This is a genomic window from Burkholderia sp. YHN3-13 (assembly GCF_055810675.1).
Genome location: NZ_JBVVNQ010000004.1, coordinates 22,228 through 41,702, shown reverse-complemented (window position 1 = coordinate 41,702; position 19,475 = coordinate 22,228). Strand labels below are relative to the sequence as shown.

19 protein-coding genes are annotated in these 19,475 nt (G+C 69.2%); 15 read left to right on the top strand and 4 right to left on the bottom strand.

What is annotated here, in order from left to right; translation table 11 throughout:
* The 10 genes from AC0KUR_RS11605 to AC0KUR_RS11560 all read left to right on the top strand — a co-directional run bounded on the left by AC0KUR_RS11605 (position 1) and on the right by AC0KUR_RS11560 (position 10,240).
* The gene (locus tag AC0KUR_RS11605; protein ID WP_034187799.1) at positions 1 to 1,419 is read left to right on the top strand and encodes an LLM class flavin-dependent oxidoreductase; all 1,419 of its coding nucleotides are present in this window, start codon (positions 1 to 3) and stop codon (positions 1,417 to 1,419) included.
* Positions 1,420 to 1,437: 18 nt separating this feature from the next.
* Complete coding sequence (locus AC0KUR_RS11600) at positions 1,438 to 2,613, top strand: methionine ABC transporter ATP-binding protein (RefSeq protein ID WP_034187800.1); 1,176 nt, start codon at positions 1,438 to 1,440, stop codon at positions 2,611 to 2,613.
* Positions 2,606 to 3,262 carry a methionine ABC transporter permease gene (locus AC0KUR_RS11595; RefSeq protein ID WP_034187801.1) on the top strand — a complete coding sequence of 219 codons (657 nt, stop codon included), beginning with the start codon at positions 2,606 to 2,608 and terminating at the stop codon, positions 3,260 to 3,262. Before AC0KUR_RS11600 ends, AC0KUR_RS11595 begins: the two co-directional genes overlap by 8 nt.
* A gap of 53 nt (positions 3,263 to 3,315) precedes the next feature.
* Positions 3,316 to 4,158 carry a hypothetical protein gene (locus tag AC0KUR_RS11590; protein WP_034187802.1) on the top strand — a complete coding sequence of 281 codons (843 nt, stop codon included), beginning with the start codon at positions 3,316 to 3,318 and terminating at the stop codon, positions 4,156 to 4,158.
* Positions 4,155 to 5,366, top strand: coding sequence for an acyl-CoA dehydrogenase family protein (locus AC0KUR_RS11585; protein ID WP_473375921.1), 1,212 nt, complete (start codon positions 4,155 to 4,157; stop codon positions 5,364 to 5,366). Before AC0KUR_RS11590 ends, AC0KUR_RS11585 begins: the two co-directional genes overlap by 4 nt.
* 178 nt (positions 5,367 to 5,544) lie before the next feature.
* Positions 5,545 to 6,753, top strand: coding sequence for a zinc metallochaperone GTPase ZigA (zigA, locus tag AC0KUR_RS11580; RefSeq protein WP_195761847.1), 1,209 nt, complete (start codon positions 5,545 to 5,547; stop codon positions 6,751 to 6,753).
* A gap of 60 nt (positions 6,754 to 6,813) precedes the next feature.
* Positions 6,814 to 7,734 (top strand): GTP cyclohydrolase FolE2, encoded by a 921-nt coding sequence (gene folE2, locus AC0KUR_RS11575; RefSeq protein ID WP_195761848.1) that lies wholly within the window; start codon positions 6,814 to 6,816, stop codon positions 7,732 to 7,734.
* On the top strand, positions 7,728 to 8,309 hold the full coding sequence (locus tag AC0KUR_RS11570; protein WP_473375920.1) for a 6-pyruvoyl trahydropterin synthase family protein: 582 nt from the start codon (positions 7,728 to 7,730) through the stop codon (positions 8,307 to 8,309). Before folE2 ends, AC0KUR_RS11570 begins: the two co-directional genes overlap by 7 nt.
* Positions 8,306 to 8,866: a gamma carbonic anhydrase family protein gene (locus AC0KUR_RS11565; RefSeq protein ID WP_034187807.1), complete on the top strand. Its 561-nt coding sequence runs from the start codon at positions 8,306 to 8,308 to the stop codon at positions 8,864 to 8,866. The genes AC0KUR_RS11570 and AC0KUR_RS11565 overlap by 4 nt, the downstream gene beginning before the upstream one ends.
* 3 nt (positions 8,867 to 8,869) lie before the next feature.
* Positions 8,870 to 10,240, top strand: a complete 1,371-nt coding sequence (locus tag AC0KUR_RS11560) for a dihydroorotase (RefSeq protein ID WP_473375919.1) — start codon at positions 8,870 to 8,872, stop codon at positions 10,238 to 10,240.
* On the opposite strand, the gene AC0KUR_RS11555 is transcribed toward AC0KUR_RS11560, so the two are convergent.
* Positions 10,237 to 10,701 (bottom strand): Lrp/AsnC family transcriptional regulator, encoded by a 465-nt coding sequence (locus AC0KUR_RS11555; RefSeq protein ID WP_034187809.1) that lies wholly within the window; start codon positions 10,699 to 10,701, stop codon positions 10,237 to 10,239. The genes AC0KUR_RS11560 and AC0KUR_RS11555 overlap by 4 nt on opposite strands.
* 155 nt (positions 10,702 to 10,856) lie before the next feature.
* Between AC0KUR_RS11555 and AC0KUR_RS11550 the strand changes: the two genes are divergently transcribed.
* On the top strand, positions 10,857 to 11,489 hold the full coding sequence (locus AC0KUR_RS11550; RefSeq protein WP_049032008.1) for a LysE family translocator: 633 nt from the start codon (positions 10,857 to 10,859) through the stop codon (positions 11,487 to 11,489).
* Positions 11,490 to 11,495: 6 nt separating this feature from the next.
* Here the strand turns inward: AC0KUR_RS11550 and AC0KUR_RS11545 are convergent, their stop codons facing one another.
* Positions 11,496 to 12,344: a helix-turn-helix domain-containing protein gene (locus tag AC0KUR_RS11545; protein WP_473375918.1), complete on the bottom strand. Its 849-nt coding sequence runs from the start codon at positions 12,342 to 12,344 to the stop codon at positions 11,496 to 11,498.
* A gap of 200 nt (positions 12,345 to 12,544) precedes the next feature.
* On the opposite strand from AC0KUR_RS11545, the gene AC0KUR_RS11540 reads away from it, so the two are divergent.
* On the top strand, positions 12,545 to 13,498 hold the full coding sequence (locus AC0KUR_RS11540; RefSeq protein WP_473375917.1) for a DUF2167 domain-containing protein: 954 nt from the start codon (positions 12,545 to 12,547) through the stop codon (positions 13,496 to 13,498).
* Positions 13,495 to 14,220, top strand: coding sequence for a site-2 protease family protein (locus AC0KUR_RS11535; RefSeq protein WP_034187813.1), 726 nt, complete (start codon positions 13,495 to 13,497; stop codon positions 14,218 to 14,220). Before AC0KUR_RS11540 ends, AC0KUR_RS11535 begins: the two co-directional genes overlap by 4 nt.
* A 54-nt stretch (positions 14,221 to 14,274) precedes the next feature.
* Here AC0KUR_RS11535 and AC0KUR_RS11530 read toward each other — a convergent pair whose 3' ends face one another.
* Positions 14,275 to 15,669: an MFS transporter gene (locus tag AC0KUR_RS11530; RefSeq protein WP_069706924.1), complete on the bottom strand. Its 1,395-nt coding sequence runs from the start codon at positions 15,667 to 15,669 to the stop codon at positions 14,275 to 14,277.
* 248 nt (positions 15,670 to 15,917) lie between these two features.
* On the opposite strand from AC0KUR_RS11530, the gene AC0KUR_RS11525 reads away from it, so the two are divergent.
* Positions 15,918 to 17,495, top strand: coding sequence for an aldehyde dehydrogenase (NADP(+)) (locus AC0KUR_RS11525; RefSeq protein WP_473375916.1), 1,578 nt, complete (start codon positions 15,918 to 15,920; stop codon positions 17,493 to 17,495).
* Positions 17,496 to 17,688: 193 nt separating this feature from the next.
* Positions 17,689 to 18,240 (top strand): hypothetical protein, encoded by a 552-nt coding sequence (locus AC0KUR_RS11520; RefSeq protein ID WP_034187816.1) that lies wholly within the window; start codon positions 17,689 to 17,691, stop codon positions 18,238 to 18,240.
* Positions 18,241 to 18,380: 140 nt separating this feature from the next.
* On the opposite strand, the gene kdgD is transcribed toward AC0KUR_RS11520, so the two are convergent.
* Positions 18,381 to 19,295, bottom strand: a complete 915-nt coding sequence (gene kdgD, locus AC0KUR_RS11515; protein ID WP_473375915.1) for a 5-dehydro-4-deoxyglucarate dehydratase — start codon at positions 19,293 to 19,295, stop codon at positions 18,381 to 18,383.
* Positions 19,296 to 19,475: the final 180 nt, after the last annotated feature.

The window sequence follows — 19,475 nt, the reverse complement described above, 5'->3', positions numbered from 1 at the left end:
ATGACGACGGCGAACCGCAAGAAGATCCTGCTCAACGCGTTCAACATGAACTGCGTCGGGCACATCAACCACGGGCTGTGGACGCATCCGCGCGACCGCTCCGCGCACTACACCGATCTCGACTACTGGGCCGATCTCGCGAAGACGCTCGAACGCGGCAAGTTCGACGGGATCTTTCTCGCGGACATCGTCGGCGTGTACGACGTGTTCGGCGGCGGCCCCGAAGCGGCGCTGCGCGAATCGGTGCAGGTGCCGGTCAACGATCCGCTGCTGCTCGTGCCCGCGATGGCGCAGGTCACGCGGCATCTCGGCTTCGGCGTGACCGCGAACCTGACCTACGAGCCGCCTTATCTGTTCGCGCGCCGCATGTCGACGCTCGATCATCTGACGAAAGGCCGCGTGGGCTGGAACATCGTCACCGGCTACCTCGACAGCGCCGCGCGCGGGATGGGCCTCGCGCAGCAAATCGGCCACGACGACCGCTACGAGCGCGCGGACGACTACATGGACGTCGTCTACAAGCTGTGGGAACAGAGCTGGGACGACGACGCGGTGATCCGCGATGCGCAGGCGCGCGTGTTCGCGCAGCCGGGCAAGGTGCGGCGCGTGAAGCACGACGGGCCGTTCTATTCGGTCGACGCGATCCATCTGAGCGAGCCGTCGCTGCAGCGCACGCCGGTGCTGTACCAGGCCGGGTCGTCGGCGCGCGGCGTCGAGTTCGCGGGCCGTCACGCGGAATGCGTGTTCGTGAACGGGCAGAGCAAGGCGGCCGCGCGCGCGGCGGCGCTCGACATCCGCGCGGCCGCCGCGCGGCAGGGCCGCGATCCGGCATCGATCCGGATCTTCGCGGGCGTGAGCGTCGTGACGGCCGAGACCGAGCGGCTCGCACGCGAGAAATTCGACGAATACCGGCGCTATGCGAGCCCCGAAGCCGGCCTCGCGCATTTCGCGAGCTCGACCGGCATCGATTTCGCGCAATACGGCCTCGACGAGCCGATCTCGTACGTGAAGACCGATTCGATCCAGTCGGCCGTCGACGCGATCTCGCGCAAGAGCACGACGGGCACGTGGACCGTGCGGCGCATGCTCGAACAGATGTCGCTCGGCGGCCGTTACGCGCCGATCGTCGGCTCGCCGTCGCAGGTCGCGGACGAACTGCAGTCGTGGATCGACGAGACCGGCATCGACGGCTTCAACCTGACGCGCACCGTGATGCCCGAATCGTTCGAGGATTTCGTCGACTGGGTCGTGCCGGAACTGCAGAACCGCGGCGTCTACAAGGAAGACTACGATCCCGCGCCGACGCTGCGCGAGAAGCTGTTTGGCGCGGGCCCGCGCCTGCCCGCGTGGCACACCGGCGCGCAGCACCGGCCGGCCGCCGCGGCGCAAACCGAACCCGCGCATCCCGCGCATGCGTGAACCTGACGGAGCGAAGCGATGACGCAATTGTTCGATACGCTGGGTTTCATCGAGCCGTCGGCCGTGCGGGCCGGCGCGGGGGCCGCGGCGCGTGACGAAGCGGCCGCGCGATATGACGGCGTGGCCGTCTCGCTGGAGCAGGTCGGCAAGGTATTCGCGACGCCGCGCGGCCACGCTGCCGCGCTGCGCGACGTGACGCTCGACGTGCGGCGCGGCGAGGTGTTCGGGATCATCGGCCGCAGCGGCGCCGGCAAATCGACGCTGCTGCGGCTCGTGAACGGTCTCGAACGGCCGAGTTCGGGCCGCGTGCGCGTGCAGGGCGTCGACGTCGGCGCGCTCGACGAGGATGGGCTCGTCGCGCTGCGGCGGCGCACCGGCATGGTGTTCCAGCATTTCAACCTGCTGTCCGCGAAGACGGTGTTCGAGAACGTCGCGCTGCCGCTGAAGATCGCCGGCGTGCCGAAGGCCGAGCGCGTGCGCAAGGTCGAGGCGCTGCTCGATCTCGTCGGGCTCGCGGCCAAGCGCGACGCGTATCCGGCGAGCCTGTCGGGCGGGCAGAAGCAGCGCGTCGGCATTGCCCGCGCGCTCGTGCACGATCCCGAGGTCCTGCTGTGCGACGAGGCGACGTCGGCGCTCGATCCGGAGACGACGCAATCGATCCTCGCGCTGCTCGCCGACATCAACCGCCGCCTCGGGCTGACGATCGTGCTGATCACGCACGAGATGGAAGTGATCCGCGCGGTGTGCGATACGGTCGCGGTCATCGAACAGGGGGAAGTGGTCGAAACGGGCGCCGTGTGGCGTGTGTTCGGCGATCCGCGCCACGGCGCGACGCGCGCGCTGCTCAGTACGCTGCAGCATGACCTGCCGGCCGAGCTGGCCGCGCGTGTGCAGCCGCTGCCCGAACAGGCCGCGTTGCCCGACGGTGCGCAGGTCGTGCTCGACGTCCGCTATACGGGCGAGAGCGGCGGCGAGCCCGACGTCGGCGCGCTCGCGGCGGCGCTCGGCGGCTCGGTGCGGTTCCTGCACGGCGGCATCGAGCGTATTCAAGGCCATGCGCAGGGGCGGCTCGTGATCGCGGCCGCGCCCGGCGTGGACGACACGGGCGCGCAGCCTGCGCGCCGCGCGGTCGCCGTGCTGCTCGAACGCGCGCGGCGCCACGCGAATCACGCGGAGGTGCTCGGTTATGTTTGAGCTCTGGTGGCCCGAACTGCTCGACGCGATCCGCGACACGCTGTCGATGGTCGCGGCATCGGCCGCGATCGCCGCGCTGCTCGGCATTCCGCTCGCGGTGATCCTCGTCACTACCGCACCCGGCGGGATCTACGCGCGGCGCGGCGTGAACGCGGTGCTCGGCGCGCTCGTCAACGTGTTCCGCTCGACGCCGTTCATCATCCTGCTCGTCGCGCTGCTGCCGTTCACGCGCGTGCTGATCGGCACGACGATCGGCGTGTGGGCAGCCGTCGTGCCGCTGTCGATCGCCGCGATCCCGTTCTTCGCGCGGATCGCCGAAGTGAGCCTGCGCGAAGTCGATCGCGGGCTGATCGAGGCCGCGCTCGCGATGGGCGCGAAGCGCCGCCACATCGTGTGGCACGTGCTGCTGCCGGAGGCGCTGCCCGGCATGCTCGGCGGCTTCACGATCACCGTCGTCGCGCTGATCGGCTCGACCGCGATGGCGGGCGCCGTCGGCGCGGGCGGGCTCGGCGATCTGGCGATCCGCTACGGCTATCAACGTTTCGACACCACCGTCATGGCGACCGTGATCGTGATCCTGATCGCGCTCGTCTCGGCCGTGCAAATCACGGGCGACCGCCTGGTCCGACGCGTGACCCGGCGTACCTGAGCGGCGCCACAAGCGTCCGCTCGTTTCATTCCTGATCCTGAGAGAACCCACCCATGACCTTGCCCATCGGCGCTCCGCGCGAGTGGAACGGAGCATTCGAGGAAGCGCTGTTCCTGGACGTGGCGCGACGCCACCGTCCGGACTTTCCGGCCAAGCTCGCGACACCGCCGCGCGAGCCGCGCAACGACGACGAACTGGCCGCCGTCGCCGACTACTACACGAAGATGGCGTCGCACGACCTGTTCATCGTGCAGGTCGTCGCGAAGGCGATCGACACGCTGTTCCGCGACGATCCGCATTTCCAGCTGATCCTGTCGCGCCAGCTCGGCGACGACGGCGCGCACGCGGTGATCGGCCGCGAACGCGTCACCGAACTGACGGGGCGCGATCCGCTGCCGGAAGTCGACCGGCTCGTCGCCGCGCACTGGGCGCGCATCGGCGACATCGCGGTGCGCGACGTCGCGGGTTTTCTTGCGTTCGAATGGCATTACGAGCTGCACATCCTCGCGAAGCTGTGGATCCAGCGCAAGACCGGCCGCATCGGCGACAGCGCGATGCGCGAGCATGGCGAGAACCGGATCCGGCCGGACGAGGAGTGGCATCGCGTGCAGATCGTCCAGTGGTGGTTCGACACGCTGAAGGCGCTGCCGGCCGCCGAGCGCGACGCGCTGATCGATCGCGTGATCGCGGCCGACGAGGAAACGCAGGCACGGCTCGACGGTTATCTGCACGACGAATACGCGCACACCGCGCACGTGTTCGGCGCCGATATCGCCGAATACCGCGCGATCTACGACGACTGGCGGCGCGAGATCCTGTCGCGCCTCACCGGCCGCCGGCTCGAGGCGCTGGTGCCGCTGTCGGGCGCAACCGTCGCACAGGAAGCCCTTGCATGAACGATCCACGCGGCCCGGCGACCTTCGCGCCGGATACCGATGCACCGGCCGTCGACCGCGACGCGCTGGCGCGCGCGATCGACGCGCTGCGCGTGACCGCCGCCGAGCGCGACCGAACGGGCGGTCACGCGGCGCAGGAGAAACAGTGGCTTGCCGACGCGGGCCTGTTGACGCTCGCGGTGCCGCGCGCGTTCGGCGGGCAGGAAGCCGCATGGCCCGAGATCTACGACGCGATCCGGCAGGTCGCGCGCGCCGACAGCGCGCTCGCGCATCTCGTCGGGTTCCAGTGCCTGCAAGTGGTGAGCGTCGACGTGTGGGGCAACCCGGCGCAGCGCGAACGCTATCTGCGCGGCACGGTCGAGCAGCGCTGGTGGTGGGGCAATGCGGTCAATCCGCTCGATACGCGGCTCATCGCCACGGCGACGCCTGACGGCGGCTACCGGCTCGACGGCGTGAAGGGTTTCTGTTCGGGTACGCGCGGGTCGCAGCGTATGACGGTGTCCGCGCACGATCCGGCAACCGGCCGCACCGTGTTCGGCGTCGTGCCGACCGATCGTCCGGGGATCACGGTCAACGAGGACTGGGACCCGATCGGCCAGCGCCAGACCGACAGCGGCAGCGTGCGCTTCGACGGCGTGACGCTCGCGGCGGACGAGGTGCTGCATCGTTCCGAAGCGCCGCCGACGCCGCGCGCGACGCTGCGCACGCTCGTGTCGCAGCTCGTGCTGACGAACCTGTTCGTCGGCCTGGCGGAAGGCGCGTTGGCCGAGGCGCGCGATTACGTGCGGCAGCACGGCCGCCCGTGGATTCACGCGGACGTCGCGCAGGCGGAAGACGATCCGTACACGCTGCAGCGTGTCGGCGACATGCGCGTGCGCGCGATCGCCGCGGCGGCACTGGCCGATCGCGCGGCCGCTGCGTTGCAGCGCGCGTGGGCGCGTCAGGATGCGCTGACGGCCGACGCGCGCGCCGACGTCGCGCTTGCGGTATCGGAAGCGAAGATCGTCGCGCAGCGCGCGGCGCTCGACAACGGCGAAGCACTGTTCGACGCGTGCGGCGCGCGCGCGACGGCCGCGTCGCTCGGCCTCGACCGTTTCTGGCGGAATGCGCGCACGCATACGCTGCACGATCCGCTCGACTACCGGTTGCGCGATGTCGGCCGGTTCGCGCTGACGGGGGAATTGCCGCAGGCGTCGCTTTATACGTGACGGCAATACGGGCGCGGGGCCGCTGCGCGGCGGCTCCGCGCCGACGGTCCGGTGCGGGCGCTTGCCATTCCGGCCGGCACGTCGTTCGATCGGAGCGCTGGACGTCCGAAATGATATGTTATATCGTTGCGATACAATATATCATCTGCTCCTCGACCTCCTCTTCCGGAATCGCCCGATGCGCACCGCACCCCGTCCGTCCACGCGGCTTCCCGTGACCGTCCTGTCCGGCTTCCTCGGCGCCGGCAAGACGACGCTGCTCAACCACATCCTCAACAATCGCGAGGGCCGGCGCGTCGCGGTCATCGTCAACGACATGTCCGAGGTCAACATCGATGCGGCGCTCGTGCGCGACGGCGGCGCGGGCCTGTCGCGCACCGACGAGAAGTTGGTCGAGATGAGCAACGGCTGCATCTGCTGCACGTTGCGCGAGGATCTGCTGATCGAGGTCGACCGGCTCGCGCGCGAAGGGCGCTTCGACCAGCTCGTGATCGAATCCACCGGCATCTCGGAGCCGCTGCCGGTGGCCGAGACGTTCACGTTCGAAGGCGAGGACGGCCGCAGCCTCGGCGAAGTCGCGCGGCTCGACACGATGGTGACGGTGGTCGACGCATTCAATTTCCTGCGCGACTACGCGTCGCGCGACAGCCTGCGGTCGCGCGGCGAATCGATGGGCGACGAGGACGCGCGCACGGTCGTCGATCTGCTGGTCGACCAGATCGAGTTCTGCGACGTGATCGTGATCAACAAGATCGACCTGATCGACGCCGGCGCGCGCGAGCGGCTGGTCGCGCTGCTGCGCGGGCTGAACCCGCGCGCGCGGATCGAGATCGCCGAGTTCGGCAAGGTGCCGCTCGAGCGCGTGCTCGACACGGGCCTGTTCGACTTCGACGAGGCGTCGCGCGCGCCGGGCTGGCTGCAGGAGATGCGCGGCACGCATACGCCGGAGACCGACGCGTACGGGATCCGCAGCTTCGTCTACCGCGCGCGGCGGCCGTTCCATCCGCGGCGCTTCTTCGAGCTCGTCGAAAGCGAATGGCCGGGCGTCGTCCGCTCGAAGGGGTTCTTCTGGCTGGCCACGCATCCGACCGTCGCCGGGTCGTGGTCGCAGGCCGGGGCGGTCGCGCGGCACGGGCCGGCGGGTTACTGGTGGGCGGCCGTGCCGCCCGAGCGCTGGCCGCGGGACGCCGAGGCCGTCGCGCAGATCCGCGCGCGCTGGGACGAGCGCGTCGGCGACGCCCGCCAGGAACTCGTGCTGATCGGCATGGACATGGACGAGCCCGCGCTGCGCGCGCGCCTCGACGCGTGTCTGCTGACCGACGCCGAGATGGCCGCCGGCCCCGCACACTGGACCACGTGGGACAACCCGTTTCGCGACTGGTCCTGACCTGAACGCGCGCTGCCTGCATCGATCCGGATGGACAAGGCGCGCCACCGGAATCCGAGCATGAATGCAGCCCTTCCCGATGTTTCCCTGACCGATGCCGCGCCCGGCCGCCGTCCGCTCGAATGGGTCGGCATGCAGGGCATCGATCTGCCCGTCGCGGTGGCCGAGCCCGGCTGCCGGCGCGACGTGCATGCCCGCGTCGGCGTGCAGGTCGATCTGCCCGCACCGCACGTGAAAGGCATCCACATGTCGCGGCTGTACGGGCTGCTCGACCGGCTCGCCGACGGCGAAGCGCTGTCGCCGGCCGGCCTCGGGCGCGTGCTGCGCGCGATGGTCGACAGCCATCGCGACTGCGACACGCGCAGCGCGCGCGTGCGGCTGCGCTTCGACCTGCTGGCCCGCCGCCCCGCGCTCGTGACCGAGGGGCTGGCCGGGTGGAAGGCGTATCCGGTGCGGATCGACGCGACGCTCGCCGGCGAAGCGTTCGAGCTGCGCGCCCAGGTGACGGTCGCCTATTCGTCCACATGCCCGTGCTCGGCCGCGCTGTCGCGGCACTGGGTCGAACAGGCATTCCTAGCCGCGTTCGGCCGCGAGGATCGCGTGGCGCCGGCGGCTGTCGCCGCATGGCTGAAACGGCATGCGTCGGCCGCCACGCCGCACAGCCAGCGCAGCGAAGCCGTCGTCGGCGTGGCGCTGCCCGCCGCCGGCGCGACGCTGGGGCTGATCGACCTGATCGATCGCGTCGAGCACGCGCTCGGCACGCCGGTGCAGACGGCCGTCAAGCGCGCGGACGAACAGGCGTTCGCGGTGCTGAACGGCGGCAACCTGATGTTCGTCGAGGATGCCGCGCGCCGCGTGCAGGCCGCGCTGGACGGTCGTCACGCGAATCCGTGTGTCCAGGTGCGCCATCTGGAAAGCCTGCACCCGCACGATGCGGTGGCCTGGGCCGCGCCGATGGCGGAAGGCGCCGGCGCATGCTGATCCGCAAGCTGTTCCGGTTCGAGAATGCGCATGTCGTGCGCGGCTGCAGCACGCGGCGCTGCTCGCATTCGGTCCACGGCCATTCGTACCGCGTCGAGTTGCTGCTCGAAGCGCACGCGCTGGACCACGGGCAGATGATCTACGACTTCGGGCTGCTCAAGGGCGACGTGCGCGACCTGATCGACGCGTTCGATCATGCGGTGACGCTGTGGTCGGACGACGATCCATGCTACGTCGAAAGCGTGCGTCGTTTTTCCGAGCGCTGGGTGGTGCTGCCCGTGTCACCGAGCGCCGAACAGTTCTCGCGCGTGTTGTTTCGCCTCGTCGACGCGGCGCTGAGCGGCACGCGCATGTCGAACGGCGAAGCCGACGTGCGGCTGCATTCGGTCATCGTGCACGAGACCGAGACCGGCTACGCGCAGTGTTTTCGCGACGACGCCTTCAATCCGCGCATGGGCCCGATCGACCTCGATGCGATCGTGTTCGCACCGGCCATCGCCGCGCAGTGGCGCGATCCGGGCCTGTTCGAGCGGCTCAGGCGCGGCCCCCTCCTTTCCCGGCAGGAATCCTCATGATCCGAAAGAACCCGCGCGGCGACCTGCCGCGGATTCATCCGAACGCCTTCGTCGACCCGACCGCCATCCTGTGCGGGCACGTGATCGTCGAGGAGAACGTGTTCATCGGCCCGTACGCGGTGATCCGCGCGGACGAAACGGATGCCGACGGCCGGATCGCGCCGATCGTGATCGGCGCGCATTCGAACATCCAGGACGGCGTCGTGATCCATTCGAAGTCGGGCGCGAGCGTGACGATCGGCCGGCACACTTCGATCGCGCATCGCGCGATCGTCCACGGGCCGTGCAAGGTCGGCGACGGCGTATTCGTCGGGTTCAACAGCGTGCTGTTCAACTGCACGATCGACGACGGCTGCGTGGTGCGCTACAACGCGGTCGTCGACGGCTGCCATCTGCCGCCGGGCTTCTACGTCCGTTCGACCGAACGCATCGGGCCGGAAACCGATCTCGCCGCGTTGCCGCAGGTCACGGCCGATGCGAGCGATTTCTCCGAGGACGTCGCGCGCACGAACAATGCGCTGGTGCTCGGCTACAAGCACATCCAGAACGAGTTCTGAGTCATGGGCGAGCGGATGGGGCATGACGCAACCGACGCGCCGACGCGTCGCCACGTCGACCTGCTCGTGCAGGGCGGCACGGTGATGACGCCCAACGGCGCCGAACGGATCGACGTCGCGTGCGCGGCGGGCCGCGTGGTCGCGCTGGGCGCGTTGCAGGGCAGCTGGCGGGCCGACGTCGTGCTCGATGCGCGCGGATTGCATGTGCTGCCTGGCGTGGTCGACAGCCAGGTGCATTTCCGCGAGCCGGGGCTGACGCACAAGGAGACCTTCGAAGCCGGCACGCGCGGCGCGGTGCTCGGCGGCGTCACGACCGTCTTCGAGATGCCCAACACGCATCCGTTGACGCTGAGCGGGCAGGACCTGCAGGCGAAGCTGGACCTGGCGCGCGGTCGCGCGTGGTGCGACTACGCGTTCTATATCGGCGGCTCGGCCGTGAATGCGGAGCGGTTGCCGGCACTCGAGCGCCTGCCCGGCTGCGCGGGCGTGAAGGTATTCATGGGCAGTTCGTTCGGCGACCTGCTGGCCGACGACGCAACCGTGTTACGCCGGATCCTGCGCAACGGGCGCCGGCGCATGGCCGTGCATGCGGAGGACGAGGCGCGGCTGCGCGAACGCAAGGCGATCGTGGAAGCGAGCGGCGACGTGCGCGATCATCCGCGCTGGCGCGACGAGGACAGTGCGCTGATCGCGACGCGGCGCATCGTCGGGCTGGCGGCCGAAACGGGCCGTCGGCTGCATGTGCTGCACGTGTCCACGGCGGACGAAATGGCGTTTCTTCAACACCATCGGCGGCGCGTGACGGTCGAGGTCACGCCGCACCACCTGAGCCTCGCTGCGCCGGATTGCTACGAGCGGCTCGGCACGTTCGCGCAGATGAATCCGCCCGTGCGCGAGCGGCGTCACCGGGACGCGTTGTGGCAGGCCGTCCGCGACGGCGTGGTCGACGTGATCGGCAGCGATCACGCGCCGCATACGCGCGACGAAAAGCGGCACCCGTATCCGCAGTCGCCGAGCGGGATGACCGGCGTGCAGACGCTGCTGCCGCTGATGCTCGACCACGTGCATGCGGGCCGCTTGAGCCTCGAACGGCTGGTCGACCTGACCAGCGCCGGGCCGGCGCGCATTTTCGGCATCGAGGGGAAAGGGCGCATCGCGGCCGGCTACGACGCCGATTTCAGCATCGTCGACCTGCGGGCGCGACGGATCATCCGCGACGAATGGATCGCCAGCGTGAGCGGCTGGACACCTTACGACGGGTGCGCAGTCACGGGCTGGCCCGTGCATACGGTCGTGCGCGGGCAGGTCGTCGTGCGCGACGGCGCGCTGAACGGGCAGCCGGCCGGGGAGGCCGTCACGTTTCTGGACGCCTAGATCGGCAGGCGAACCGTCTGCTTGATGCGCTTCAGCGGAATCTCGGTTTCGACGTTGCGGACGCCTTCGATCTGCGTGAGCGTTTCCATCTGGAAGCGTTGGTAGTCGTCGAGATCGCGCGCGATCACGCGCAGCAGATAGTCGTAGCTGCCGGCCATCAGATGACATTCGAGCACTTCGGGCGCCTGCTCCATCTCGCGCGCGAAGCGCTCGACCGTCGTCTTGTCCTGGCGCTCCAGCGTGACGCGCACGAACGCGCTGAATCGCAGGTCGACGGCGGCGGGATTCAGCAGCGCGACATAAGCGTCGATCACGCCCTGTTCCTCGAGCAGATGAACGCGGCGCAGGCAGGGCGTGGCCGACAGCCCGGCCTGTTGCGCGAGTTCGGCATTCGTCTGATTCGAATTCCGTTGCAATGCGCGCAGAATGCGCCGATCGATTGCATCCAGTTTGATTGACATTTTTGACTACCATGAGCGTGATTGCTAGAGAATAGCGCCAAATCAGGCCGGTGAAGTAGCCAAATTTGCATCCAATCTCCACGGAAGGGCGTCGATAATCTGACGACCGGCCGGGCGATTCCCGTCCGTCGGCCATCCCGTTCTGGAGTGCTCCCATGTCGCATCTATCCTGGTTGCCGTTCATTGCAACGTCGCTGCTGGTCATCGTCACGCCGGGCCAGGACATGGTTCTCGTGATGTCGCGCACGCTGTCCGGCGGCACGCGCGCGGGCCTCGTGACCGCCGCGGGCGTCAGCGTCGGGTTGCTCGTGCACACGATGCTCGCGACGCTCGGGCTGGGCGCGCTTCTTCAGGCATCCGAATGGTTGTTCACGGCGCTGAAGGTGATCGGCGCGCTGTACCTGCTGTACCTCGGCATCACGTTGCTGCGTTCGTCGGGCGAACTGTCGCTCGCGAGCAGCAGCAGCGGCGGCGCGCAGGTGTCGCGGCTGCGTACGTTCGCGCAAGGCGCGCTGTCCAACGTGTCGAATCCGAAGGTCGCGCTGTTCTATCTGGCGTTCCTGCCGCAGTTCGTGCCGGCGGGCACCGCGCATCCGATGCGGTCGCTGTTCGTGCTGGGCGCGACGTTCGCCGGCCTGACGTTTCTCGTCAAGGGGCCCGTCGCGCTGTTCGCCGGCCTGCTGTCGGCATCGATCCGGCGCAACCCGCGCATCCTGACGCGCCTGCACCGCGTCAGCGGCGTGGTCCTGCTGGGGCTTGGCGTGAAGCTGGCGCTCGAGCGCCGCTGATGGCGGTCATGACGCGGGCAGGGTGTCCGCCAGCGCCCGCATTGCGTCGACCGTCTCCGGATTCGCCGGAAAGAACGCCTCGATCGCGAGTTCCGACAGCGTCACGTCGACCGGCGTGCCGAACACCGTCGTCGTACTGAAGAACGTCAGCTCGCCGGCCGCCGTGCGCAATCGCAATGGCACGGCGATATCCGCGAAATCGGCGCGTGCCGGCGGGGTGTCGGGCTGGCCGCCCGGCGCCGGATACGCGGCGAGCTCGTCGCGCAGCGCATGCAGCGTGCGGTCGCCGCTCGCGTCGATCTGCCGCTGCAGCCGATGCAGGATGTGCGCGCGCCATTCATGCCAGTTGGCGATCTGCGATGCGAGGCCGTCCGGATGCAGGCTCAGCCGCAGCACGTTGACGGGCGGCTGCAGCAGCGCCGGATCGGCCCGCGCGACCAGCGCGCCGAGCATCCGGTTCGCGGCGAGCAGCACCCAGTGGCGGTCGACCGCGAGCGCCGGGTAGGGCTCGTGGCCGCGCAGCACGGCTTCGACCGCGTGGCGCGCGGCGTCGAGTTGAGGATCCGAAAACGGCCGTTCGCGAAACAGCGGTGCGAAGCCGGCCGCGACGAGCAGCGCATTGCGTTCGCGCAGCGGCACGTCGAGGCGTTCGGCGAGGTGCAGCACCATCTCGCGGCTCGGCTGCGCGCGGCCCGATTCGACGAAGCTCAGGTGGCGCGCGGAGACTTCCGCGTCGAGCGCGAGCGCCATCTGGCTCAGGCGCCGGCGCTGGCGCCACGTGCGCAGCAGCGGGCCGACGCCGGACGCGCGGCCGGCGGACGGGGAGGGCGAATGGGCGGTGGCGGTCGGGTTCATGACGCGGATGATAGGCAATCTCGCGCACCTTGGGCATTACCTGTCAGGTAAGCATCGCGCCGCTCCCCGGGCCCTGGCGCGTCGCGGCGCTGCGTTACCATGGCGACCGTGCCACCTGAGAGGCGGCGCCGGACCCGCGAGACCAATCACGGGCCGGTGCCGCGCACATTCACGACAAGGCATTCCAGGGGAATCCAACAATGAAAAGACTTGCCGTCCGGCTCGCCTGCGTGGCGACGCTCGCACTCGCCGCGACCAGCGGCCACGCGCAGACCGAAGCTGCGCAGGTGGAAATGAGGGCCGCCGCCGCGGCCGCCAACGAAGCGGTCGTGAAAGGGCCGACCGACATCGACGTGAAACACGAAGCCGTGCTGAAGCTGAAGGCCGGCGAGTCGTTCGTGCCGGCCGCCGAGGCCGGCCGCTACCTGCGCTCGATGGGTAATTCGATCGACGAAGCCAAGCTGGTCGGCCTCGTGCTGCCCGACGACCCGGACGCCGACTGGATTTCGGTCGTGTCGTTCGAGCCGAGCGGCTATATCCGCGACGACGACGCGAAGGACTGGAAGCCCGACGAGCTGCTGAAGAGCCTGCAGGCCGGCACCGAGGAAAACAACCCGGCGCGCAAGGAGCGCGGCCTGCCCGAAACCGAGGTGGTCGGCTGGGCGAAGGCGCCCGCGTACGACGCGGCCACGCACCGGCTCGTGTGGTCCGCGATTATCCGCGACAAGGGCGCGGCGCCGAATGCCGCAAACGACGGCGTGAACTACCGGACGCTCGTGCTGGGCCGCGACGGCTACCTGTCGCTGACGATGGCGTCGACGCTTGCCGACCTGCCGAAATACAAGGCGTCGGCCGACGACCTGCTGTCGAACATCAGCTTCAACGACGGCAAGCGCTACGCCGATTTCAACCGGTCGACCGACCACGTTGCCGAGTACGGGCTGGCGGCGCTGATCGTCGGCGTCGGCGCGAAGAAGCTCGGCCTGCTCGCGCTGATCGGCGCGTTCGCGGCGAAGTTCTTCAAGATCGGCGCGGTCGCGCTGCTGGCCGGCGGCGCGGCGCTCAAGCGCTTCTTCGGGCGCAAGCCGAAGGCCGCCGCGGTGCCGGCGGTCGCCGACGCGTCCGAGGCAGCCGCCACGGAGCGCAAGGAATGACGAAGCTGCTGCTGCTGATCTTCGGCGGCCTCAAGCTCGGCAAGGTGCTCGTGTCGGCGGGCACCATGCTGGCGTCGATCGCGGTCTACGCGCTGTTCTACGGCTGGCGGTTCGCGGCCGGTTTCGTCGCGCTGCTGCTGGTGCACGAGGCCGGCCACTACGTCGCCGCGCAGCGGCGCGGGCTCGACGTCGGGCTGCCGACCTTCATCCCGTTCGTCGGCGCATGGATCCAGCTGAAGGCGATGCCGCACGACGCGGAAACCGAGGCATACGTCGGGCTTGCCGGGCCGTTCGTCGGCACGCTCGGCGCGCTGGCCTGCTACGCGGCCGCGCGGCATACCGACAGCAACCTGCTGCTCGCGCTGTCGTACACGGGCTTCTTCCTGAACCTGTTCAACATGATTCCGCTGTCGCCGTTCGACGGCGGGCGGATCACCGCGGTGTTGTCGCCGCGCATCTGGTTCGCGGGCGTGCCCGTGCTGATCGCGCTGTTCGTGTATCGCCCGAGCCCGCTGCTGATCGTGATGGCGATCCTCGCGCTGCCGCAGCTGAAGCGCGCGTGGCGCTACGATCCCGACGCGCCGGAGAACCGCGTGTACTACGCGACGTCGATCGAGACGAAAACGACGTACGCGCTCTGCTACGTCGGCCTGCTCGCGTTCCTTGCGCTGATGACGTCCGGCGTGCACGACATGCTGCGCGTCGCGCATTCCGCCGCTTGATGCGAAAACGGCGGCCGCGCGAAAGCGGCCGCCGTTTGCATGGAACGTCGGCCCTCAGGCGTCGCGATGACGCAATTCGACGCGCTTGATGTCCTTCACGATCACGAGATAGCTGAACACGGTGACGAGCGCGTTCAGCCCGACGAACACGAGCGCGCCGTTGAACGAGCCGCTCGCGCCGACGAGGTAGCCGATCGCGATCGGCGCGACGATGCCGGCCGTGTTGCCGAACATGTTGAACAGGCTGCCCGACAGGCCGATCGCCTCCTTCGGCGCGGTGTCCGCGACGACGGCCCAGCCGAGCGAGCCGATCCCCTTGCCGAAGAACGACACGGCCATCAGCACGATCACCAGCGCTTCGCTGTCGACGTAGTTGCAGCCGATGATCGCCATCGACAGCGCCATCCCGCCGACGATCGGAATCTTGCGCGCGAGCGTCAGCGACACGCCGCGACGGATCAGCGCGTCCGACAGCATTCCGCCGAGCACGCCGCCGAGGAACCCGCAGATCGCGGGCAGCGACGTCATGAAGCCGGCCTTCAGCAGCGACATGCCGCGCGCCTGCACGAGATAGATCGGGAACCACGTGAGGAAGAAGTACGTGAGCACGTTCACGCAGTACTGGCCGAGGTACACGCCGATCAGCATCCGGTTCGACAGCAGCTGGCGCACGTAGTACCAGCCGGCGACGCGGCCGCCTTCCGCGCGCGTGCCGCCGGCGTCGCGCGGCCCGGCGGGCCGGCCCGCCGATCGCACGAGCCCGCCGCCCTGTTCGATATGGTCGAGTTCCGCGCGGTTCACCGCCGGATGGTCGGCCGGGTCCTTCATGACGCGCAGCCACAGGAACGCGAGCGCGATGCCGGCCAGGCCGAGCCACAGGTACACCTGGTGCCAGCCGTACGCATGCGTGAGCCACGCCATCAGCGGCGAGAACACCACGGCCGCGAAGTACTGCGCGGCGTTGAAGATCGCCGACGCGGTGCCGCGCTCGGCGGTCGGGAACCAGCTCGCGACGACTTTCGCATTGGCCGGAAACGCGGGCGCCTCGGCGATGCCGACCGCGAAGCGCATCGCGAACAGCGCGGCGACCGCGAACGCGGCGCTGCCGCCGAGGCCGATCGTGCTCTGCAGCAGCGTGAACGCCGACCACAGGAAGATGCTCGCCGCATAGACGCGCCGTGCGCCGAAGCGGTCGAGCAGCCAGCCGCTCGGCAGTTGCGCGAGCACGTACGCCCAGCTGAACGCCGAGAAGATGTAGCCCATCGTCACCGGATCGATGCCGAACGCCTGGCGGATCGGCGTGCCGGTGATCGACAGCGTCGCACGGTCCGCATAGTTGAGCGTCGTGACGACGAACAGCATCGCCAGGATCCAGTAGCGCACGGCGGTCCGACGCGCGGTGCGCGCGAGGTCGAGCGGAAGATCGCGAGGGGAAGTCTGATGGCTCACTTTGAATGTACGTCGTCGTATGACATGACTGAAAGTTTATTGATAATGGCCGGATGCATAAACTTCGGGTTTTCCCTTTGAAGCGTGTCGCCACAGTGTGGGAAAGTCGTGAGAACCTGGCCGGACAAGGCTTACGGGTGTATCGTCGGCGCCCTCGCAAACGGCGGACAGGGGGCGATGATGTCAGCGGACATCGTATCTGTTGCGCTACAATGAGCCATTCATTCCCGAACCACGGAGCACATCCCATGCAACTGACAGGAGAGATGCTGATCGGCGCCGACGCGGTGGCCGGCTCGGCCGGAACCTTGCACGCGTTCGACCCGACGCAGGGCGCGCCGATCGACGCGCCGGCGTTCGGCGTCGCGTCGCCGGCCGATATCGACCGCGCGTGCGAACTCGCGCGCGACGCGTTCGATGCGTACCGCGCGCAGCCGCTCGCGGCCCGCGCGGCGTTTCTCGAGGCGATCGCCGATGAAATCGTCGCGCTCGGCGATGCGCTGATCGAGCGCGCGCACGCCGAAACGGGCCTGCCCGTCGCGCGGCTGCAGGGCGAGCGCGGCCGCACCGTCGGCCAGCTCCGGCTGTTCGCGCGCGTCGTGCGCGACGGGCGCTTCCTTGCCGCGTCGATCGATCCCGCCCAGCCCGCGCGCACGCCGCTGCCGCGTTCGGACCTGCGTCTGCAGAAAGTCGCGCTCGGGCCCGTCGTCGTGTTCGGCGCGAGCAATTTCCCGCTCGCGTTCTCGGTGGCCGGCGGCGATACGGCGTCGGCACTCGCGGCCGGTTGCCCGGTGATCGTCAAGGCGCACGAGGCGCATCTCGGCACGTCCGAGCTGGTCGGCCGCGCGATCCGCGCCGCCGTCGCGAAAACCGGCATGCCGGCCGGCGTGTTCTCGCTGCTGATCGGCCCCGGCCGCGCGATCGGCCCGGCGCTCGTCAGCCATCCGGCGGTCCAGGCCGTCGGCTTCACCGGCTCGCGGCAGGGCGGCATGGCGCTCGTGCAGCTCGCGAACGCGCGTGCGCAGCCGATTCCCGTCTACGCGGAAATGAGCAGCATCAACCCGGTCGTGCTGTTCCCGGCCGCGCTCGCCGCGCGCGGCGACGCGATCGCGACGGGCTTCGTCGATTCGCTGACGCTCGGCGTCGGCCAGTTCTGCACGAACCCGGGCCTCGTGCTCGCGATCGACGGCCCCGATCTCGACCGCTTCGAAACCGTCGCCGCGCAGGCGCTCGCGAAGAAGCCGGCCGGCGTGATGCTCACGCACGGCATTGCCGATGCGTACCGCAGCGGTCGCGGCAAGCTGGCCGAACTGCCGGGCGTGCGCGAAATCGGCGCGGGCGAGGCGGCGCAGACCGACTGCCAGGCCGGCGGCGCACTGTACGAAGTCGGCGCGCAGGCGTTCCTGGCCGAACCGGCGTTCAGCCACGAGGTGTTCGGGCCAGCGTCGCTGATCGTGCGCTGCCGCGATCTCGACGAAGTCGCGCGCGTGCTCGACGGGCTCGAAGGCCAGTTGACGGCCACGCTCCAGATGGACGCCGACGACAAGCCGCTCGCCCGCCGGCTGCTGCCGATCCTCGAACGCAAGGCCGGGCGCCTGCTCGTCAACGGCTACCCGACGGGCGTCGAGGTGTGCGATGCGATGGTGCACGGCGGGCCGTTCCCCGCGACGTCGAACCCGGCCGTCACGTCGGTCGGCGCGACGGCGATCGAGCGTTTCCTGCGGCCCGTGTGCTACCAGGACTTCCCGGACGACCTGCTGCCCGAAGGGTTGCAGGACGGCAATCCGCTGGCGATCCCGCGCTTGCGGGACGGGAAGGCGGAATAACGAGGGGCGGCCCGGCAATCGACGCCGGGCCGCTCCCCGGAGGGACGAAAGCGGAGGCGGCCGACGGGTCGCCTCCGCTTTTTTCGTGGTGTCTTCCGCGTTTCCCGAATTTCTCCTACAGTACCGGTGCCTCGGGCCGCCCGGCCCGCGGGCGAGCCTGAGAGACCGACAAAAGACAACGAGGGAACCCTCCATGAACATCAACAAGCGTGGCGATCACCTGTTCGCGGCCGGATTGTGGAAAGCGATCGGCGACGTCGCGAAATCCGTGCGCACCCAGATCGGCCAGTACAGCGAAGGGCGTGTGCTCGCGAACGCGCTGCAGGAATTCCAGCGCGACCTCGGCGGCAGCGAATTCGACGTGACGATCAACCAGGGGCGGCTCGTCACGGGTGCCGACGCCCATTCGCTCGTGTTCGGGCAGGCCGTTCGCCGTTTCCGGCAGGACATGGAAGCGCTGGTGTTCGCGCTCCAGTACCGGCGCAGCATCGACGAGCGCGACCCGAACCTGCGTACCGACGCGCTGATGCAGGCGAACAGCCAGCTCGCGACCGCGAAGCAGTCGGCGACGATCACGGTCGGCCGGTTCTTCGATGCGGTCGTCGACCGCGACGTGCTCGGGCAGATCCTCGGCGGCGAATCGAATGCGCGCGCCCGCGCGGGCACACCGGGGCAGATCGAGGCGACGCGGGTCAAGCTGGGGAACGTGCGCTACCGGATCGTCGGGATCATCGCGCAGATGTGACGGCGGCACGCATCGCGGTGGATGCGTGCATCGTCACGGAAAGGAAGGGCAACGAACGATCGCGGCCGGCGCGTGCCGGCCACGATGCAGGCGTGCCGGCCGCGGCGCCGATGAAGGCCCGCGCCGCCGGCGACCGCCGCTTACTGCGGGCCCGTCTTCTTGATCAGCACGTCGAGCTCGGCGGCTTCCGCCTCGGTGAGGTCGACGAGCGGCGCACGCACCGGGCCCGCGTCATGGCCGACGAGCCTTGCGCCAGCCTTCACGATGCTGACCGCATAACCGGCGCGGCGGTTGCGGATCTTCAGGTACGGCAGGAAGAATGCGTCGATCAGGCGGCCGACCGTCGCGTGGTCGTCCTTCGCGATCGCCTCGTAGAATTCCATCGCCGTCTTCGGGATGAAGTTGAACACGGCTGACGAGTACACCGGCACGCCGAGCGCCTTGTACGCGGCCGCATAGACTTCGGCCGTCGGCAGGCCGCCGAGGTACGCGAAGCGGTCGCCGAGGCGGCGGCGGATCGTGACCATGCTCTCGATCTCGCCGACGCCGTCCTTGAAGCCGATCAGGTTCGGGCAACGGTCGGCGAGGCGCTCGAGCATGTCGGCGTTCAGCTTCGAATTCGCGCGGTTGTACACCACGACGCCGATCTTCAGCGCGCGGCACACCTGCTCGACGTGGTCGGCGATCCCTTCCTGGCTCGCTTCGGTCAGGTAATGCGGCATCAGCAGCACGCCGCTCGCGCCGAGGCGCTCGGCTTCCTGCGCGTACTCGATCGCGACGCGCGTGGCGCCACCCGCGCCGGCGAGGATCGGCACCTTGCCCTTGCAGGTTTCCGTCGCGACGCGGATCACGTCCGAATACTCGCGCTGCGTGAGCGAGAAGAATTCGCCGGTGCCGCCCGCCGCGAACAGCGCGCTCGCGCCGTACGGCGCCAGCCACTCCAGGCGCTCGGCGTAGGTGGACGGACGGAAGTTGCCGCCGGCGTCGAAATCCGTCAGCGGAAACGACAGCAGGCCGTGGGAGATGATCTGTTTGAGTTCTTGCGGTGAAGTCATGATTGGGTCGTCCGTCTAGCGCGAGTGCTGGGTTCGTCGGGAAACGGCATGCGAGCCGAATTGGCGATGTCGTTGTATGTCATCGTACAACGACGGAAAAGGTGGCGCAAGCGGTTTGCTGGCCGTTCAAGGTCAGGGTCTTTCCGGATCAGGGTTTACGCAGCATCGCGGGTTGAGGTT

Coding starts and splice junctions, on each gene's coding strand:
- AC0KUR_RS11605 (WP_034187799.1), top strand. CDS start 1: ATGACGACGGCGAACCGCAAGAAGATCCTGCTCAACGCGTTCAACATG.
- AC0KUR_RS11600 (WP_034187800.1), top strand. CDS start 1,438: ATGACGCAATTGTTCGATACGCTGGGTTTCATCGAGCCGTCGGCCGTG.
- AC0KUR_RS11595 (WP_034187801.1), top strand. CDS start 2,606: ATGTTTGAGCTCTGGTGGCCCGAACTGCTCGACGCGATCCGCGACACG.
- AC0KUR_RS11590 (WP_034187802.1), top strand. CDS start 3,316: ATGACCTTGCCCATCGGCGCTCCGCGCGAGTGGAACGGAGCATTCGAG.
- AC0KUR_RS11585 (WP_473375921.1), top strand. CDS start 4,155: ATGAACGATCCACGCGGCCCGGCGACCTTCGCGCCGGATACCGATGCA.
- zigA (WP_195761847.1), top strand. CDS start 5,545: ATGCGCACCGCACCCCGTCCGTCCACGCGGCTTCCCGTGACCGTCCTG.
- folE2 (WP_195761848.1), top strand. CDS start 6,814: ATGAATGCAGCCCTTCCCGATGTTTCCCTGACCGATGCCGCGCCCGGC.
- AC0KUR_RS11570 (WP_473375920.1), top strand. CDS start 7,728: ATGCTGATCCGCAAGCTGTTCCGGTTCGAGAATGCGCATGTCGTGCGC.
- AC0KUR_RS11565 (WP_034187807.1), top strand. CDS start 8,306: ATGATCCGAAAGAACCCGCGCGGCGACCTGCCGCGGATTCATCCGAAC.
- AC0KUR_RS11560 (WP_473375919.1), top strand. CDS start 8,870: ATGGGCGAGCGGATGGGGCATGACGCAACCGACGCGCCGACGCGTCGC.
- AC0KUR_RS11555 (WP_034187809.1), bottom strand. CDS start 10,701: ATGTCAATCAAACTGGATGCAATCGATCGGCGCATTCTGCGCGCATTG.
- AC0KUR_RS11550 (WP_049032008.1), top strand. CDS start 10,857: ATGTCGCATCTATCCTGGTTGCCGTTCATTGCAACGTCGCTGCTGGTC.
- AC0KUR_RS11545 (WP_473375918.1), bottom strand. CDS start 12,344: ATGAACCCGACCGCCACCGCCCATTCGCCCTCCCCGTCCGCCGGCCGC.
- AC0KUR_RS11540 (WP_473375917.1), top strand. CDS start 12,545: ATGAAAAGACTTGCCGTCCGGCTCGCCTGCGTGGCGACGCTCGCACTC.
- AC0KUR_RS11535 (WP_034187813.1), top strand. CDS start 13,495: ATGACGAAGCTGCTGCTGCTGATCTTCGGCGGCCTCAAGCTCGGCAAG.
- AC0KUR_RS11525 (WP_473375916.1), top strand. CDS start 15,918: ATGCAACTGACAGGAGAGATGCTGATCGGCGCCGACGCGGTGGCCGGC.
- AC0KUR_RS11520 (WP_034187816.1), top strand. CDS start 17,689: ATGAACATCAACAAGCGTGGCGATCACCTGTTCGCGGCCGGATTGTGG.
- kdgD (WP_473375915.1), bottom strand. CDS start 19,295: ATGACTTCACCGCAAGAACTCAAACAGATCATCTCCCACGGCCTGCTG.